The 16,902-nt window shown below is 60.4% G+C and carries 12 protein-coding genes; 7 read left to right on the plus strand and 5 right to left on the minus strand.

Annotated elements, in window-relative coordinates; translation table 11 throughout:
• Window positions 1-52 precede the first annotated feature (52 nt).
• The 3 genes from OSC50_RS13335 to OSC50_RS13345 all read right to left on the minus strand — a co-directional run bounded on the left by OSC50_RS13335 (window position 53) and on the right by OSC50_RS13345 (window position 6,728).
• A complete protein-coding gene (locus OSC50_RS13335; RefSeq protein WP_266249042.1) occupies window positions 53-2,311 on the minus strand; it encodes an autotransporter outer membrane beta-barrel domain-containing protein in 2,259 nt (752 codons plus the stop codon).
• A gap of 250 nt (window positions 2,312-2,561) precedes the next feature.
• The gene (locus tag OSC50_RS13340; RefSeq protein ID WP_267165216.1) at window positions 2,562-4,601 is read right to left on the minus strand and encodes a hypothetical protein; all 2,040 of its coding nucleotides are present in this window, start codon (window positions 4,599-4,601) and stop codon (window positions 2,562-2,564) included.
• A gap of 144 nt (window positions 4,602-4,745) precedes the next feature.
• Complete coding sequence (locus OSC50_RS13345) at window positions 4,746-6,728, minus strand: hypothetical protein (RefSeq protein WP_266249040.1); 1,983 nt, start codon at window positions 6,726-6,728, stop codon at window positions 4,746-4,748.
• A gap of 223 nt (window positions 6,729-6,951) precedes the next feature.
• Between OSC50_RS13345 and OSC50_RS13350 the strand changes: the two genes are divergently transcribed.
• The 5 genes from OSC50_RS13350 to OSC50_RS13370 are packed head-to-tail and all read left to right on the plus strand — an operon-like array spanning window position 6,952 to window position 12,056.
• Entirely contained in the window at window positions 6,952-7,971 is a 1,020-nt protein-coding gene (locus tag OSC50_RS13350; RefSeq protein WP_286670850.1) for a LacI family DNA-binding transcriptional regulator, read from the plus strand.
• Between the two features lie 47 nt (window positions 7,972-8,018).
• On the plus strand, window positions 8,019-8,801 hold the full coding sequence (locus OSC50_RS13355) for a sugar phosphate isomerase/epimerase family protein (protein ID WP_266249039.1): 783 nt from the start codon (window positions 8,019-8,021) through the stop codon (window positions 8,799-8,801).
• Complete coding sequence (locus OSC50_RS13360) at window positions 8,794-9,735, plus strand: sugar kinase (protein ID WP_181077284.1); 942 nt, start codon at window positions 8,794-8,796, stop codon at window positions 9,733-9,735. The genes OSC50_RS13355 and OSC50_RS13360 overlap by 8 nt, the downstream gene beginning before the upstream one ends.
• Before the next feature lie 48 nt (window positions 9,736-9,783).
• On the plus strand, window positions 9,784-11,082 hold the full coding sequence (locus tag OSC50_RS13365; protein ID WP_181077282.1) for an MFS transporter: 1,299 nt from the start codon (window positions 9,784-9,786) through the stop codon (window positions 11,080-11,082).
• On the plus strand, window positions 11,079-12,056 hold the full coding sequence (locus tag OSC50_RS13370; RefSeq protein ID WP_181077281.1) for a 2-hydroxyacid dehydrogenase: 978 nt from the start codon (window positions 11,079-11,081) through the stop codon (window positions 12,054-12,056). Before OSC50_RS13365 ends, OSC50_RS13370 begins: the two co-directional genes overlap by 4 nt.
• A gap of 69 nt (window positions 12,057-12,125) precedes the next feature.
• On the opposite strand, the gene OSC50_RS13375 is transcribed toward OSC50_RS13370, so the two are convergent.
• Window positions 12,126-13,784 (minus strand): methyl-accepting chemotaxis protein, encoded by a 1,659-nt coding sequence (locus OSC50_RS13375; protein WP_434085305.1) that lies wholly within the window; start codon window positions 13,782-13,784, stop codon window positions 12,126-12,128.
• 201 nt (window positions 13,785-13,985) lie between these two features.
• Here OSC50_RS13375 and OSC50_RS13380 point away from each other — a divergent pair, with 201 nt between their 5' ends.
• Window positions 13,986-15,413: a nucleobase:cation symporter-2 family protein gene (locus tag OSC50_RS13380; RefSeq protein ID WP_253507017.1), complete on the plus strand. Its 1,428-nt coding sequence runs from the start codon at window positions 13,986-13,988 to the stop codon at window positions 15,411-15,413.
• An 11-nt stretch (window positions 15,414-15,424) separates the two neighbouring features.
• Complete coding sequence (locus OSC50_RS13385; RefSeq protein WP_266249035.1) at window positions 15,425-15,886, plus strand: LEA/WHy family protein; 462 nt, start codon at window positions 15,425-15,427, stop codon at window positions 15,884-15,886.
• Window positions 15,887-15,949: 63 nt separating this feature from the next.
• Here OSC50_RS13385 and OSC50_RS13390 read toward each other — a convergent pair whose 3' ends face one another.
• The gene (locus OSC50_RS13390) at window positions 15,950-16,876 is read right to left on the minus strand and encodes a carbon-nitrogen hydrolase family protein (RefSeq protein WP_181077273.1); all 927 of its coding nucleotides are present in this window, start codon (window positions 16,874-16,876) and stop codon (window positions 15,950-15,952) included.
• Window positions 16,877-16,902: the final 26 nt, after the last annotated feature.

Here is a 16,902-nt window from a genome sequence, read left to right on the forward strand (position 1 = left end):
AGATGAAAAAAAGGGGAAGCCGAAGCTTCCCCTGTTGAAGTGAACGAGCGCCTTAGAAATCGTAGCGCACGCCGAAGTTGACACCCCATGGCTGGTCGATCTTCTTGCCTTTGCTGGTTTCGAAGTCCGCATGCAGCTTGAGGTTCTTGGAGACCGACATAGCCACACCGGCCGCCATTTCGATACGCGAACCCGACAGATCGTTGTTGAAGCTCTGATCGTTGATGAACACCTTGTTGCTCTGGTCGAACTCATGGGCAACGGCCGTACGCAGGTACGGCTGCAACACACCGCCGCTTTCCAGCTGAATGTCCATACCAGCGGTTACGCCGACCTTACCGACCACGGAACTGGAACGGTCGCCCTTGGCCTGCAGACCGTTGGACAGCTCATAGCTCTGCGCCTGAGTAATCGTCGCCGCCAATTGGCCGTAAGGTTCAACGAAGAAATCGTTGTCCAGCTTGATGTGGCGACCGACCTCCGCCGAAGCACCTACCGCATTCTGCGCGTAGCTGCCCTTGGCCTTCTTGCCATCGCTCATGGTCACATCGACATCGTTGTGCAAGCGGTTGAGCTTGGCGACGGCATCGAAATACAGACCGCTCTCGTCATCCAGCCAAGTGGCGTAGGCCCCCAGATAGTAGCTCTTGACCTCGCCTTTGCTGCCACGGGTGAGGCTCAGGTCCGAGGAGCTGTGACCGGCCATCACACCCGCCAGCCACTGGCCGTCGCCGCTGGACAACGGCGCATCGGCACCGATGGTGAAACCCTTTTGCGTTTGCGAATAGCCGGCGCCGTTCTTGTTCGCGGCCACTTCGTGCTTGTTGCCATAGCTGCGCATCCACAGGCCGTTGTTCTTGCCTTCGCTGAAACGCAGTTCCCCCATGCGAGTACGCAGGATGGACGACTCGCCGTATAACACGGTCGGCGCGCTGTTGAACAAGGCCAGTACCGAATGGGCGCTGGTGCTGGTGCCTTTGCGCGTCGGGTCCAGCAACCAGTCGGTGCCATCCTTCTGCAAACCATAGGCGTAGGCGCCGATATCCACGGTATCGCCCACCAGGGAGAAGTGTGCGTCACCACCCTCGGTGTGCACCACCTTGATCTGCTCGCCACTGGCCAGCTCCGAACCGGTGGCGTTCAGCAACAGGCTATGGTTGCCTTCGGCACGGCCTTCCACATTGAGGAAGTCCGTCTGGTGAGTGGAGAAGTCGGTGTGCATGACGAAGGTGCCATTGCCTTCCAGGCTCTTCACGTCCAGTTGGTAGAATTCATCCGGCGCGCCGAAGTGCACGGCACCGCCGCCCATCTTCAAGGCCTCGACAGTACTGTCACCCACCAGCACCCACTGCGAAGCAGTATTCACGCTCAGCTCGGCCACGTTTTTCAGCTGGCCGGTGAGCGACGAACCGTTGTTGAGTTGCAACGTGGCGGTGCTGCCTTCTTCGACCATTACATCGCCGATCAGATGGCTGAAGTCGACGTTCATGTTGGCGGTGGACCCACCGGTGACTTCCAGGATATTACCGTTGCCGCCGGTAAGGGTCGAACCGTTGCGCACCTGGATATCGGCCTTAGTCCCGGCCCTTGCGAGGATCGCCGCGCCATTCGTGCCTTGGACGCTGGAACCCTCCAGTATCAGCGTGCTGTCCAGCACGCCGGAGGAGCCGTCAATGCCCATTTGCACACCATTTGCCCCTCCCACAATGTGGCTTTGGGTGGCGAAGGCTTGTCCGCTCATCAGTGAAACACCAACGCCATTGGCGTTCGTCGCCTCGATGCGAGAGCCGGTAAAATCCAGCACGCTGTAAGCGCTGGCACTCGCGCCGCGATTGGTGCCGGTGATGGTGCTATTGACCACTTTGATATTGGAGCCATCGATCCCGCCCAAGGAGCGTCCAGCCATCAAAGCAGTACCGTTGCTATGAATGACATTACTGTCGCTGATCAACACGTTGCTGCCGCCGACAGCATGAACAGCAGCGTTGGCCGTGCTGCGAGCGATGACGTCGGAGCCGCTGATGCGGACCTGCGAATCAGTCGCAGTAATATCTTGGGTAGAACTGCCCGGCGTGACCGTCAATGTAGCGGATCGAGCGCGAATATCCTTGGTGACAGCACCCTCGACCGTCAGACCGGAACCTGGGAGTAATTCAAAACGATCCGGTGCGGGACCTGGGCGGACATACTCGTCAGGCCCGGTGACCACTCGGGCTTCGGCTGCATGAGCCATAACCATGAGCAGGGTGACAGCCTTGACTCTCAGTGCGAGACTCAAGGGCGAAGGTTTGAAATTGAATACGGATGACATGTAACGAACCTCTGGGTTGGCATTCCATTACGGAAGAAACTGGCCGGTTCCAAAGTGCGTGGGACCCTGCCAATCGAGCGCCGCCAAAGTTATCCAGAGTGGTTACCACTTTATGTAGGACTAATCCCAAGTGCCTGCATTAATGGGTCACATGGCAAGTAATCCTGACCAAGGGATGCCCAGCGTCCAAAGATCGTTATAAAAAACGCCAAAGGGAAGCCGTGCCTCCCTTTGGCGACAACTGAGACCCCTACGGTGCCGGCACGGGGAGTCCGTCGCAGAAAGTCCCGTTAGTCCCGCCTACTAGATGGCCACGCACCAGCGGTGTGGCTTCACTGGAAGTGACCAGTTCGCCATGCAACATAATGGTGTAGTGAACCCTGGCTGATCCGTCGGTCCGGTTAGCTCTAGTGGGTTGAATCGGTTTGAAGCGTGTGAAGTAGTCCTCCAGTTTGACCTCGAATCCACCGGTCAACATGGCTTGCGTCAGCGGCGGCGAGTCCTTGAATCCATAGACTGCAGTGACTTCGTCCGCACCCATGTCATCCCGGTAACCTCGCCAATGCACCCTGACAATCATGTTCAAGGTGAAATGCTCTGAGGCCGGGACATAAACTACGATATTGCCCAGTGCGGGCCTGAAGCTGGTGCAATTGACAATTCCATTTCCGCCGCCTACCAGGTTACGAATAGTTGGAGCAAGGAGTGAAATGATGTTGGCCGTGACCTCTACTGGGGTTGTGGGCGAATATTGCCTGTTCGAAGTGCCTGTCGAGCCGATGGTGTAATGCACCCTCTTCGTTCCATTGCTATGATCGGCAATGATGTTCCACGGAATGTGCAGCGTTACCTCCTGAGATGCCGTACCGCTGGGTACGAACAGGGTGTCAGCCAATACGCCCTCGTAATAGAGATAGATCGTGAAGGGACTGGCGTCGGGCGTGGGGGGAGTGTCCCACAGCGTTATATGTACATTGGCTGGCCGGTTTGCGTGCTCAGGCGTCAGCTCATTATCCGCACCCTCAACACCTGTTGCATCTTCGCCTCTGACCACTGCCGGGTTCAAATTAGGGTTGATCAGGCTCGGCTCGTCCGGATTGGTCGGCCCCACCACGAAGAGGTCCAGATTCGTCATCGCGGTCAACAGCGCATTGTGGCTGACTGAACGACGTTTGACGACGTAGGAAACGGTCATCTCCAATTCCCCTTCCGTCGCTCCATAAATCTGAAGCAGGGTTGGATAGTCAGCATGTACCTGCACCGGAAAGGCATTGCTGCCCAGCGGCACATCGGGCAGCGTTCGTGAGCCCAAAGAGGTTGTCAAGGTCACACTGAGAATGTCACCGTCAATTCCTCGCAGAAAGTTGTCGTAGGCCGGTATACGAATGATCGCGCCATTGAGTTGCGCGGCGTCGTTACGATCAATCAGTTGATCGCCGGGTACCGCCAAATCGACAGTGGGCGCCTTGAAGTTAGTTGGCGCAGGAAACAGCCCCACATCAAAAACAAACTGGGACGACAGTCTCGCAGGGTTTCCCGCCGCGTCGTACAACTCGTAGCGCAAACTGCGCAATCCATCTTCACTGCCTTGGACAACCGACAATGGCAAGGGGATTGTCAAATTGACAGGAAGCACCCATTTCGGATCGCTACTGCCAGCGGTAGGCAGATAGGGTGTATCCGAATTGTTGTAGTACAACAAGACATAGTCACCGTCTGCCCGCCCGTTTGCCACATAATCAGGCACAGAAAACAGCGCGGTTTCATTAAGCAACCCTTGAAAATACGCCAAGGTGGCAGGCGTCGGCAAATCTGCCGGAGGCAGCGGCGCGGGGATCGGCCCCACGTGGCTGTAATAAGGACCCGCAAGGTCAACGATCAGCGGCTGAGATAACGATTCACTGGTATTACCGACGTTGTCAACGAATACGCTGTATAGCAAGAGGTGAACGCCAGGTGGCCGCCGCGCCAGTGCAATATTGACCGGCACACCGGTTGCCGGGGGGGAGGACACCGTAAATGTCGTGAATGGGTCGGCCGGTCGAGGGTCATCCAGTGGCCACATCCACACACTCACAGTGTCCGGGAAACTTGGGTCCGTACTGAAATCATCCCAACGAGGAATTAAAAATTCCATGGTTTCTTTGAGCGCGGTATTGCGATTGATTAAACCGGGAAACCCCGACACCTGGCCCTCGTAGGAACCATCGGGCAAGGCATTCAATTGAGGGGCTGCTCGACGACGAGTTTCAAAGCAACGGATAAGTTCCAGCGTTTTCTTTTCCATCATTATTCTCCAGCGTTGGTTAACTAACACAGCGTTCTCAAGGCGTGCGACAGCACACGATTGAACATCGCAACTGCCTCACCGGTGGGGCGATTTACTTTAAACAAACAGCTGATTACAACGTTATTACCAGATCGGAATGAGCCTCTAGTTGTTCTTAGCCTCAACGCGGGTCGGGTCTCCGTCGTTTGAGCACTGAATCTCATCGCCTGCCTGGCAATACCCGCCCGCAGGATAGTTGAGATCGATACGGATACGTCTAGGCAATGATTCACCAATGAGTGCACCGCCACGCCTTACTTGGAACCAAACTTGCGCGGTACCGTGGTCGCGCATTGGAACCACTTTTTCTTCATAGGGCTGAACAAGGAAATGCAAGCCACTCTCCAATTGTTCCAACGTGAAGAATGTCTGGTTTTCGGCGTATCTGGACTCATCAATAACCGGCGGTTCCCATCCATTATTAGGGAAGCCTTCCCACAACAGCCTCACCACATCGTTAAGCTCAAATCGCGGATCGGGCAAGACATGCCAGCCAACGCCATCGAAAATTTCAGGCTTGGAACAGCACGCCAATTTAGCGGCGGGGCCCACCAACGAGTGTTTAAGCACGGGGGCGTTAAATTGAAGCAGCGCCCCCGTGTTGACATTCACCAACGTATTGGAAGAGCGCTGATCATTAACCCCGTTGCTGGTGGTGTAATGCACCGGCAAGGCCGGGTTAATGACGCCTTCCATTACGGCCCAGGGAATCACGCTGGAAAACACCAGCTGCCCTTCTACATCCCCAAATTGTACGGTGTAGGTAGCGACCGGCCCTGCCCCATTCCAAAAGAACCGAAGAATCTGTCCGGGCTCGGGGTTCTCATAAAGCAGCACACGAGCGCGTGCGCCTGCCGGGTTGTCAAGATGGTTGACAACGTTCTGAGTGTTGGAGGTTAACCCCCACACTTGCGCGATGGGCAACTCCGGATTAAGCAGTGCCGGCGCATTGGCATGGTCCTGCCCGGCGACAGTCAGGTTTACATTCACCAGAATATTGAAGGACGGAAACGGTGGCAGCACGCCACGGATGATTTCATAGCGGACCGGAATCGTTTCGGCGATTAATACGGCAGTCAGGGGGCCGCGCAAGACACTCCACGGTATCTCGACGTCACAGGGAAAACCGTTGACTGGTTGCACGGCGGTGGGGCGGCCTTTCCAATACACGATGACATGATCCGTGGGCGCCCAGCCGGTGTAAGCACGTATCCTGACAAACACTCCGGCCCTGGCGTCTTCGCGATTGATCAGTAAGTCGTCGTAGCGAGGCGGGACAATTTGCGGCAAAGGCAAGTTACCCGGCAGTGGGGTCAATGCCAATTGAAACGGTAGACCCGCACTGCGGTCGCTGAAGTTGCCGGCCCTATCAAAAATCCGGAAGAAAATGTACGCGGCACCGTTACTCAGTGTGCGAAACACATCGGCAGGCAACACAGCGATCAAGGGATCAGTGCTGGAGACCAGCTCATACGTACCGTCCTCCCCCGCAATGGGAGGATTGGCTAAGTTCGACAGATAAAAATGAACGACGTCGCCGTCATCCCGCCCCGTATAAACAGGGACTTCAAACGCTACTTGCGGATTATTGCTCAAGTAGTCCTCATCCATGACGGGTGAAGGTGTTACAACAAACTCCAGGTGATCCGCCGGGTTCAGCAACTGCGGGGCGTTCATATCGACTGTCAGTGTTCGTTTGGGATCGAGAACAGTCTCTCCACCAAATGAATCAGTGACTGAGTAGTACAATTCAACCGGGCCAGACTGCGCACGCAGCACTACTAACGGTATGAACATCTCGTGCTCGGCAGGGAACGGCGGCGGCGAGTTGACGACTAGATCGTCGGAATAAACCACCACACCGGCCCTCGCCCAAAAGAGCTTGAGAATATGGGGTGTGTCCAACGGCTCAGGGGGCGGCGCCCACATTGGGATCAACACTCGAAGCGGCGCAAGCATCAGCCCCGCCGGTATCAAGCCAGTGGGATCCGCAGGGTTAACACCGGGAATGCGTATCGGGAGCAGGCTCAGCACCCCGGGAAGCGCTGAATCATCGGTCTTGGTGCCAGGAATGTGTGTGCGAGACATGACGACTCCCTCAATGATGCGGCAGGTTGCAACGTGAGGAAATTAAATACTCAACGACGCGCCTGCGAAACTGTCAGAAATAACAGGTGGCGCGGCCACTCGTCGGAATGGCGTGTCTGGGCCAAACCATCATTTCCTTGACGACCTGCGTTATAACGTGTTCCATGAAACCGGTTTCAGCCGCCGCTTATATGAAGCTTCCCAATAATAAAGGCCGTCTCACGTGACCACTTTTTCCGCCGCCCAGCGCAGCCGCGTGACCATGCTCGACGTTGCCCGCCACGCCGGCGTGTCCAAGGCCAGCGTCTCGCGTTTCATCGGTGAAGACCGCGCCCTGCTCTCGGATGCCATTGCCCAGCGCATCGAGCAGGCCATCGACCAACTCGGCTACCGCCCCAACCAGATGGCGCGAGGCCTCAAACGTGGCCGCACCCGTCTGATCGGCATGCTGGTGGCCGATATCCGCAACCCCTATTCCATCGCCGTGATGCACGGCGTCGAAACCGCCTGCCGCCAGCACGGCTACAGCCTGGTGGTGTGCAACACCGACCGCGACGACGAGCAGGAGCGCCAGCACCTGGCGGCACTGCGCTCGTACAACATCGAAGGCCTGATCGTGAACACCCTCGGCCATCACCTCGACCAACTGCTGGAACTGCAACGGGAAATGCCCCTGGTGCTGGTGGACCGCAAAGTCGAGCCGCTGCGCAGCGACCTGGTGGGCCTGGATAACCCGGCAGCGGTACGCATGGCCGTGCACCATCTGGAGCAACAGGGCTACCGCGAGCTGCTGCTGATCAGCGAAGCCACTGACGGCACCAGCTCGCGCCTGGAGCGCCTGGCCAGTTTCAAGGCCGAGATCGCCCGCCGCCCGGCATTGAACGGCGCCGTGCTGGAACTGGACGACGCGCTTGAAGCCCATCTGGGCAATTTTCTTTCCACCCCCGGCCCCAAGGCGCTGTTCTGTGCCAACGGCGTCGCCGCGCTGGCCTGCACCCGCGCGCTCAAGGCATTGGGGTGCGACCTGTTCGGCGATGTCGGCCTGATCGCCCTGGATGACTTGGACTGGTACCCGCTGGTAGGCAATGGCATCACCGCCCTCGCCCAACCCACCGAGGCCATCGGCGCCAGTGCGTTCGACTGTCTGCTCAAGCGCCTGCGCGGCGACACCGAGCCGACCCGCACCCTGGATTTCCTGCCCCAACTCGTCATCCGAGGCTCCACCACGCGCCGCCAGGAATGACCGTTTTTTTGAACAAAAATGAAACCGGTTTCAGAGGTACAAAAACAATGCACAAATACCCCGTTTCCATCAGCCTTTCCAGCTACGGCGCCGATCTGGTCCGCCAACAGGGCCAGTTGAGTTTTGTCCAATTACTGGCACAGGCCGGCGCCCGGCGCATCGAATGGCGTGAAGAACTGCTGACCGTTGAGCAACCCGCCGAGCTGGCTGATGCGGTGGCCGCAGAAGGCCTGGAAGCCGTGTTCTCATCGCCGTTGGAGCTATGGGTCGCCGGCCGCGCCCAGCCGAATACCCAATTGAGCGCCACGCTGGACCGCGCCCAGGCCTTCGGCGCGCGCTGGCTGAAAGTCTCCCTGGGCTACTTCACCGACACCAATGACCTGCAAAGCCTGCACGCCCTGCTCAACCGACACCCGGTGCAATTGCTGGTGGAAAACGACCAGACCCTGCACGGCGGCCGTATCGAACCCATGCAACGTTTTTTCAGCGAAGTCGAACGCCTGGGCCTGCCGATCAAAATGACCTTCGACATCGGCAACTGGCAATGGCAGGACCAGTCCGCGCTCACCGCCGCGCGCCTGTTGGGCCGCCACGTGGACTACCTGCACTGCAAGGCCGTGGCCCGTCGCGCGGACGGCAAACTGGTGGCGCTGCCGCCGGGTGCCACCGACCTGCATCTGTGGGAACAACTGCTCACCCATATGACTCAAGGGATTACACGGGCAGTGGAATTCCCGCTGCAGGGCGACGACCTGCTCGATGTCACCGCACGCCAGGTCGCCAGCCTCGCCGTGCTTGGTCAACCTGGCGCGGAGAACACCCATGTCTGAGATCGATGTGCTGTCGTTTGGAGAAACCATGGCGATGTTCGTCGCCGAGCAGACCGGCGATCTGGCGCAGGTCCGCCAGTTCCACAAACGCATCGCCGGGGCCGACAGCAACGTCGCCATCGGCTTGTCGCGGCTGGGCTTCAACGTGGCCTGGCTGAGCCGGGTGGGCGATGATTCCCTGGGCCGCTTTGTGGTGGATACCCTCAGCCACGAAGGCCTGGACTGTCGGCACGTCGCCGTCGACCCGCTGCACCCCACCGGGTTTCAATTCAAATCCCGCGAAGAAGCCGGTGCCGATCCCCAGGTGGAATATTTCCGCAAGGGCTCAGCCGCCAGCCATCTGTCCGTCGCCGACATCAGCCCTGCGCTGCTGCAGGCCCGCCATCTGCACGCCACTGGCATTCCGCCGGCGTTATCGCCAGCCACCGGCGAGCTGTCCCGCGCGCTGATGACGCAAATGCGCCAAGCCGGGCGCAGCGTGTCGTTCGATCCCAACCTGCGCCCGTCGCTGTGGGCCAGCCAGGCGCAGATGATTGCCGAGATCAACGCCCTCGCCGGTCTGGCCGACTGGGTTTTGCCGGGCCTGGGCGAAGGTCGCTTGCTCACCGGTTTCGATGATCCGGCCGACATAGCCGCGTTCTACCTCGACCAGGGCGCCGAAGCCGTGGCGATCAAGCTCGGCGCGGACGGGGCCTATTACCGCACACAGCTGGACCAGGGCTTTATCGCCGCCGTGCCGGTGGAGAACGTCGTCGACACCGTAGGCGCCGGCGACGGCTTTGCCGTGGGCATGATCAGTGCCCTGCTGGAAAAACTCAGCTTTCCCGAAGCCGTGCGTCGCGGTAATTGGGTCGGCAGCCGCGCCGTGCAGAGTCGCGGCGACATGGAAGGCCTGCCCACCCGCGCCGACCTGCTCGGCCGATCCGTCGCCTGACCCCCAACGACCTGTTGCCACAACTACAACAAGCTCAGGAGCAAGCCCATGGAAACCGTGAAACTCGCCACCCGCCGCTGGTGGTACATCATGCCTATCGTGTTTATCACCTACAGTCTGGCGTACCTGGATCGTGCCAACTATGGCTTCGCCGCCGCCTCCGGGATGGCCGAAGACCTGATGATCACCCCCGGCATGTCGTCGTTGCTGGGGGCACTGTTCTTCCTCGGCTACTTTTTCTTCCAGGTGCCGGGGGCGATCTACGCGCAAAAGCGCAGCGTCAAGAAACTGATTTTTGTCAGCCTGATCCTGTGGGGCGGTCTCGCCACCCTCACCGGCGTGGTGTCCAACGCCTATATGCTGATCGCCATCCGCTTTCTACTCGGCGTGGTGGAAGCCGCGGTGATGCCGGCGATGCTGGTGTACCTGTGCCACTGGTTTACCCGCGCCGAACGCTCGCGGGCCAACACCTTCCTGATCCTCGGCAACCCGGTGACCATGTTGTGGATGTCGGTGGTTTCGGGCTATCTGGTGCAGCATTTCAGCTGGCGCTGGATGTTTATCATCGAGGGCCTGCCGGCGGTGCTGTGGGCGTTTATCTGGTGGAAGCTGGCCGATGAACGTCCCAAGGACGCCACCTGGTTGAGCGACGGGCAAAAGCAGGAACTGGAAACCGCCCTGGCCGCCGAACAGGTCGGCATCAAGGCGGTGAAGAACTACGCCGAAGCCTTCCGCTCGCCCAAGGTAATCATTCTGGCCTTGCAGTTCTTTTGCTGGAGCATCGGGGTGTACGGCTTTGTGCTGTGGCTGCCGTCGATCCTCAAAAAAGGCCTGCAGATGGACATGGTCGAGGCCGGCTGGCTGTCGGCATTGCCTTACCTGGCGGCGGTGATCGGCATGCTGGTGGTGAGCTGGGGGTCGGACAAGCTGCAAAAACGCAAACGCTTTGTGTGGCCGCCACTGCTGATCGCTTCCATCGCGTTCTATGCCTCCTACGTGCTCGGCGCCGAACATTTCTGGTGGTCCTACACCCTGTTGGTGATTGCCGGGGCGTGCATGTACGCGCCATACGGTCCGTTCTTCGCCATCGTGCCGGAAATCCTGCCGGCCAATGTTGCCGGCGGCGCCATGGCGCTGATCAACAGCATGGGCGCCCTCGGCTCGTTCGGCGGCTCATACCTGGTGGGTTACCTCAACAGCAGCACCGGTTCGCCGGGCGCTTCGTACCTGTTGATGAGCGGCGCGCTGCTGCTGTCGGTGGTGCTGACGATTTTCCTCAAGCCCGGCGCCAGCGACCGTGAACGCGCGCCGCTGCCAACCCTTGAATTGAAGGTGAAAGCCCAATGAAAAAGTCTGTGGTGCTGTATAAAAAACTCTCCGCGCCGTTGATGGCGCGCCTGCACGAGCAGGTGGACGTGACCCTGATCGAAGCTCTGGATGACACCGGCCTGGCCAAGCTGCGCGACGCCCTGCCGAGCGCCCACGGCCTGCTGGGCGCCAGCCTGCGCCTGGACGCGCACTTGCTGGACCTGGCGCCGCAGCTGGAGGCGGTGGCGAGCGTCTCGGTGGGGGTCGACAACTACGACATCGACTACCTCACCCGGCGCGGCATCCTGCTCAGCAACACCCCGGACGTGCTTACCGAAACCACCGCCGACACCGGTTTCGCGCTGATCCTGGCCACCGCGCGCCGTGTGGTGGAACTGGCCGATATGGTTCGCGCAGGGCAATGGCACAAGAACATTGGCCCGGCGCATTTCGGCAGCGATGTGCACGGCAAGACCCTGGGCATCATCGGCATGGGCCGCATCGGCGAAGCCCTGGCCCAACGCGGGCATTTCGGCTTCGGCATGCCGGTGCTCTACCACAGCCACTCGCCCAAGCCACGGGTCGAGGAGCGCTTCGGCGCGCAGTACCGCAGTCTCGAAGACTTGCTGCAACAGGCCGATTTCGTCTGCCTGACCCTGCCGCTGACCGCCGAGACCGAAAAGCTGATCGGCGCCGAGCAGTTTGCGCTGATGGGCCCGGACACGATCTTTATCAACATTTCCCGCGGCAAAGTGGTGGATGAAGCGGCGCTGGTCGAGGCGTTGCAGCAACGCACGATCCGCGCGGCGGGGCTGGATGTGTTCGAAAAGGAACCGCTGGATCACAGCTCGCCGCTGCTGCGGTTGAACAACGTGGTGGCCACGCCCCACATCGGCTCGGCGACCCATGAAACGCGCGAGGCCATGGCCAAATGTGCGGTGGATAACCTGCTGGCGGCTTTGGCGGGCCAGACGCCGAAGAACCTGGTCAACCCGGCCGCCTTTAAGCAATAGGCACACTGAAGGCAAACACCGATCAGCTTTGATGAGAGGGGGTGTAGAGCCCCCTCCCACCGGGCAGGGTCAGATCACAAACTTGGCCACCATCGCGTTCAAGTCCACCGCCAGGCGCGACAGTTCATGGCTGGCGGCGCTGGTCTGGTTGGCGCCGGAGGTGGACTGGGACGCCAGGTCGCGGATATTGACCAGGTTGCGGTCCACTTCGCGGGACACTTGAGCCTGTTCTTCCGAGGCGCTGGCGATTACCAGGTTGCGTTCGTTGATCAGGCTGATGGACTGGGTGATCTGCTCCAGCGCCACGCCGGCGGCGCGCGCCATTTCCAATGTGTCCTGGGTGCGCTGGTTGCTCTGCTGCATCGATTGCACGGCCTCGCCGGTACCGTTCTGGATGCCGGCGACCATTTTTTCGATTTCCTGGGTCGACTGCGCGGTGCGATGGGCCAGCGCCCGCACTTCGTCGGCCACCACCGCAAAACCGCGCCCGGCTTCACCGGCGCGTGCCGCTTCGATGGCGGCGTTGAGCGCCAGCAGGTTGGTCTGCTCGGCAATCGCGCGGATCACGTCGAGCACCTTACCAATGTCACGCCCCTGGGTGGCCAGGCCCTCGATCATGGCGGCAGTGCTTTGCACGTCGTGGGTCATGGTCTGGATCGCGTCGACGGTCTGCACTACACGGTCGCGGCCTTCACGCGCAGCCTGGTTGGACTGGTGCGAGGCTTCGGAGGTGGACACCGCGTTGCGCGCCACTTCTTCCACCGCTGCGGTCATCTCGTTGACCGCCGTGGCGGCCTGATCGATTTCGTCGTTCTGTTGCTGCAAGCCGCGAGACGCTTCCTCGGTAACCGCGCTCAACTCTTCGGCCGCCGACGCCAGTTGAGTGGCCGAGCCGGCGATATGGCGGATGGTCTGGCGCAGGTTGGTCTGCATGGTCGACAAGGCGCCGAGCAAACGTGCCGGCTCATCCTTGCCGTCGTCCTCGATTACGCTGCTGAGGTTGCCGCCGGCAATAGTCTCGGCCATCTGCACGGCTTTGCGCAGCGGCGTGACGATGCTGCGGGTCAGCAGCCAGGCCAGCAATACCGTCAGCAGCGCGGCGGCGACCGAGACCACCACGATCCCGGTGATCGCGCTGGTGTAGCTCTGGCCTGCCACGTCATTGGCTTGCTTGGCCGCGGCGCCATTGAGCGCAATCAACTTGTTCAACTGCTCGCCCATCTGGTCGGTGCCGTCCTTGATCCGGGTGTTGATCAGGGTGCGCATCTCATCAATCTTGCCGTCCCTGGACAGGCTGAGCATGTCGGCCTGGGCCTTGAGGTAGTTGTCCAGGGTGGTCACGAAGGTCTTGTACAGCGCCGCCTCTTCCGGGCCGGCGGGCAAGGCCGCGTAACCGGCCTGGGCAGTCTTTGCTTTATCGACCAGCACACCGATGCGGGTTTCGGCTTCTTTCAGCGCGGCGGGATCACGGTTGACCAGCACGCGAAACGACAATATGCGCATGCGCAACACATTTTCAGTCACCTGCCCAAGGTACGTGACGCTGGGCAGCTGATTGCTGTTCATATCCACCGAAGCCTGGCGAATCAGGCTCATGCGATTGGCCGCGAACCCGCCCAGCACCACGACCAGCAGCGCGATGAAGGCGAAACCCAGCGAAGCGCGAGGAGCGATATTCAAATGACGAAGCGACATAGAAGAGTTCCCGAATAGAGTGTCTGCGCGCATCCGTGCCGCAAAACGATCAGTCAGCGTCAACGCGCTGCCCTGAGCCTGGTCACCACTGTTGTTTTTGATAGGTGGGCCTATAAGCAGTATCGGCAAGGATCGGGATTTTATGCAGGGCACTTATAAATATTTTTTTACACTTCTGACGACCAGCGCTTTCTGGCATCCTGCGCCTCCCTTCTCCGACCCCGGGCCCCTACTTTGTCTGACGCTCAAGCCCCCCGCCCCCGCTATAAATCCGACCTGATCTACGGCCTGGAAGACCGTCCGCACTTCAGCGCGGCACTCTTTGCTGCGTTGCAGCATGTGCTGGCCAGTTTTGTCGGCATCATCACCCCGACCCTGATCGTCGGTGGCGTGCTTGGCCTGGAAAGCGAAGTGCCGTACCTGGTCAGCATGGCGCTGTTCGTCTCGGGCCTGGGCACCTTTGTACAGGCGCGCCGGTTCGGCCCCATCGGTTCGGGCCTGTTGTGCCTGCAGGGCACCAGCTTTTCGTTTATCAGCGTGATCCTCAGTGCCGGCTTCATGGTCAAGGCCCGCGGCGGCGGCACCGATGAAATCCTCTCGACGATCTTCGGCATCTGCTTCTTCGCGGCGTTTATCGAAGTGGTGCTCAGCCAGTTCATCGGCAAATTGCGCAAACTCATCACCCCGGTGGTGACCGGCACCATCATCACCTTGATGGGCCTGTCGTTGATCAAAGTGGCGGTCACCGACATGGCCGGCGGTTTCGGTGCCAGCGACCTCGGCGCGGCCGGCAATATGGGCCTGGCGGCGCTGGTGTTGCTGACTATCGTAGTGCTCAACCGCTTCAATAACCCGTTCCTGCGCCTGGGTTCGATCGTGATCGGGCTGACCCTGGGCTTTGTGGTGGCCTGGTGGATGGGCCGCGTCGACATGGCGGCGCTGCCCCAGGTGCCGTTGATCAGCGTGCCGGTGCCGTTCAAGTACGGGTTTTCGTTCGACTGGGTGGCGTTTATTCCGGTGGCGGTGATCTTCCTGATTTCACCGTTGGAAGCCGCCGGCGACCTGACCGCCAACTCGATGATTTCCCAGCAGCCGGTCAAGGGCTCGCTGTATATCAAGCGCATCAAGTCCGGCCTGCTGGCCGACGGCCTCAACTCGGCGATGGCCGCCACGTTCAACAGCTTGCCGATGGTGACCTTCGCCCAGAACAACGGCGTGATCCAGCTGACCGGCGTGGCCAGCCGCTATGTGGCGTACTTCATCGCCGGCTTGCTGGTGTTGCTGGGGCTGTTCCCGATGATCGGCGCGGTGCTGCAACTGATGCCCAAACCGGTACTGGGCGGCGCCACGCTGATCATGTTCGGCACCGTGGCCGTGGCCGGCATCAAGATCCTCGCCGAAGCCGGTCTGCACCGGCGCAACGTGCTGATCGTGGCGATTTCCCTGGGCATGGGCCTGGGCGTCGCGGCCGTGCCGGAAGTGCTGCGAGAGCTGCCCAAGGCGCTGCATAACATCTTCGAGTCGCCAATCACTGTAGGAGCGTTCTGTGCCATCCTGCTGAACATTTTCCTGCCCGAAGAGTTCATAGAGCTGGAAGAGGATGAATTCGATCCGGAGTCCTCGACCCTCAAGGTGATGCAAGACCCGGACATCACGAAATAGGAGCCCCCCACATGCGCAAGCTCATGGTGCTATCGCTGCTGCTGCTGACCCTGAGCGCCTGCGCGCTGTTCCCGAACCGCGACCCGGTGAACATCAACGTGGTAGGTATCGAACCGCTGCAAAGCCAGGATCTGGAAGTGCGCTTCGCCGTCAAACTGCGGGTACAGAACCCCAACGAAACGGCGATCGACTACAACGGCGTGGCTCTCGACCTGGAAGTCAACGGCCGGCCGCTGGCCTCCGGCGTGAGCGACCAGGTCGGCAGCATCCCTCGCTTCTCCGAGACCGTTCTGACGGTGCCGGTGAGCGTTTCGGCATTTTCGGTGCTGCGTCAGACCCTGGGCCTGAGCCAGACCCAGAGTTTGAACAACCTGCCCTATGTGCTGCGGGGCAAACTGGCCGGCGGACTGTTCGGCACCATGCGTTTCGTTGACCGAGGCACGTTGGATATGCCTGACAGCGCGACGTGGTAAGCCGGTGCAACCGACCGATACCGCCATCGGGGGCAAGCCCTCCCCAACCTTCCCGCCAACGCTTCAGTCCGTGATAGAGCGCACGCCTGGCTTGGCGCGCTCATCCACCACCAGTTCGAACACATCCGGCCGTGCGTAATGCCCCACCACGTCGTAGTCATATCGCGCGCGCACCAGGTCGTCGGTATCGATCCGTGCCGTCAGCAATCCCGCTTCGCCCACCAGCGGACCGGCCAGGATGTCGCCCATGGGGCCGACGATCACGCTGCCGCCTGCGATCAACGGGCGGTCTGAAGGCCAGTTGGCAATCTCCACGCCGAGGGCGGCGGGTGACGCCTGCACCTGGCAGGCGCTGACCACGAAGCAGCGGCCTTCATGGGCCACATGGCGCATGCTCACCTGCCACATCTCGCGCTCGTCCACGGTCGGTGCGCACCAGACCTCTACGCCCTTGGCATACATCGCGGTGCGCAGCAGCGGCATCATGTTTTCCCAGCACACCGCGCCGCCAATACGGCCCACGGCCGCGTCGATCACCGGCAAGGTGGAACCGTCGCCCTTGCCCCAGATCAACCGCTCGGTGCCGGTGGGCATCAACTTGCGGTGCTTGGCAACGAGGCCGCCGGCGGGTTCGAAATACAGCACAGTGCAATACAATGTGTTGCCGCTGCGCTCGATCACTCCCAGCACGAGGCTGGCGCCGGTGCGCGCCGCCAAACCGGCCAGGGCTTCAGTTTCCGCGCCCGGTACGTCGATGGCGTTGGCGAAGTAGCGGGCAAAGGCTTCGCGGCCCTCGGGCAGGCGATAGCCCAATTGGGTGCCGAACCCTTCGCCCTTGGGATAGCCCCCGAGCAGCGCCTCGGGCATTACCACCAATTGCGCGCCACTGCGGCGGATCGCGTCTTCATAGCCAAGGATTTGCTCAAGGGTGTCGGCCTTGCCGCCTGGCAGGGAACCGATTTGCAGGGCGGCGACGGTAGAAATGGGCATGACGTTCACTCCGATAAGTGGGCTTG

Origin of the sequence: Pseudomonas quebecensis (assembly GCF_026410085.1) — a bacterium.
Classification (GTDB): Bacteria; Pseudomonadota; Gammaproteobacteria; order Pseudomonadales; family Pseudomonadaceae; genus Aquipseudomonas; species Aquipseudomonas quebecensis.

Excerpts from the sequence above, each read along its gene's own strand:
- OSC50_RS13345 (WP_266249040.1), bottom strand. The coding sequence starts at position 6,728 with ATGTCTCGCACACACATTCCTGGCACCAAGACCGATGATTCAGCGCTT.
- OSC50_RS13340 (WP_267165216.1), bottom strand. The coding sequence starts at position 4,601 with ATGATGGAAAAGAAAACGCTGGAACTTATCCGTTGCTTTGAAACTCGT.
- OSC50_RS13375 (WP_434085305.1), bottom strand. The coding sequence starts at position 13,784 with ATGCGCGCAGACACTCTATTCGGGAACTCTTCTATGTCGCTTCGTCAT.
- OSC50_RS13390 (WP_181077273.1), bottom strand. The coding sequence starts at position 16,876 with ATGCCCATTTCTACCGTCGCCGCCCTGCAAATCGGTTCCCTGCCAGGC.
- OSC50_RS13335 (WP_266249042.1), bottom strand. The coding sequence starts at position 2,311 with ATGTCATCCGTATTCAATTTCAAACCTTCGCCCTTGAGTCTCGCACTG.
- OSC50_RS13370 (WP_181077281.1), top strand. The coding sequence starts at position 11,079 with ATGAAAAAGTCTGTGGTGCTGTATAAAAAACTCTCCGCGCCGTTGATG.
- OSC50_RS13365 (WP_181077282.1), top strand. The coding sequence starts at position 9,784 with ATGGAAACCGTGAAACTCGCCACCCGCCGCTGGTGGTACATCATGCCT.
- OSC50_RS13360 (WP_181077284.1), top strand. The coding sequence starts at position 8,794 with ATGTCTGAGATCGATGTGCTGTCGTTTGGAGAAACCATGGCGATGTTC.
- OSC50_RS13385 (WP_266249035.1), top strand. The coding sequence starts at position 15,425 with ATGCGCAAGCTCATGGTGCTATCGCTGCTGCTGCTGACCCTGAGCGCC.
- OSC50_RS13355 (WP_266249039.1), top strand. The coding sequence starts at position 8,019 with ATGCACAAATACCCCGTTTCCATCAGCCTTTCCAGCTACGGCGCCGAT.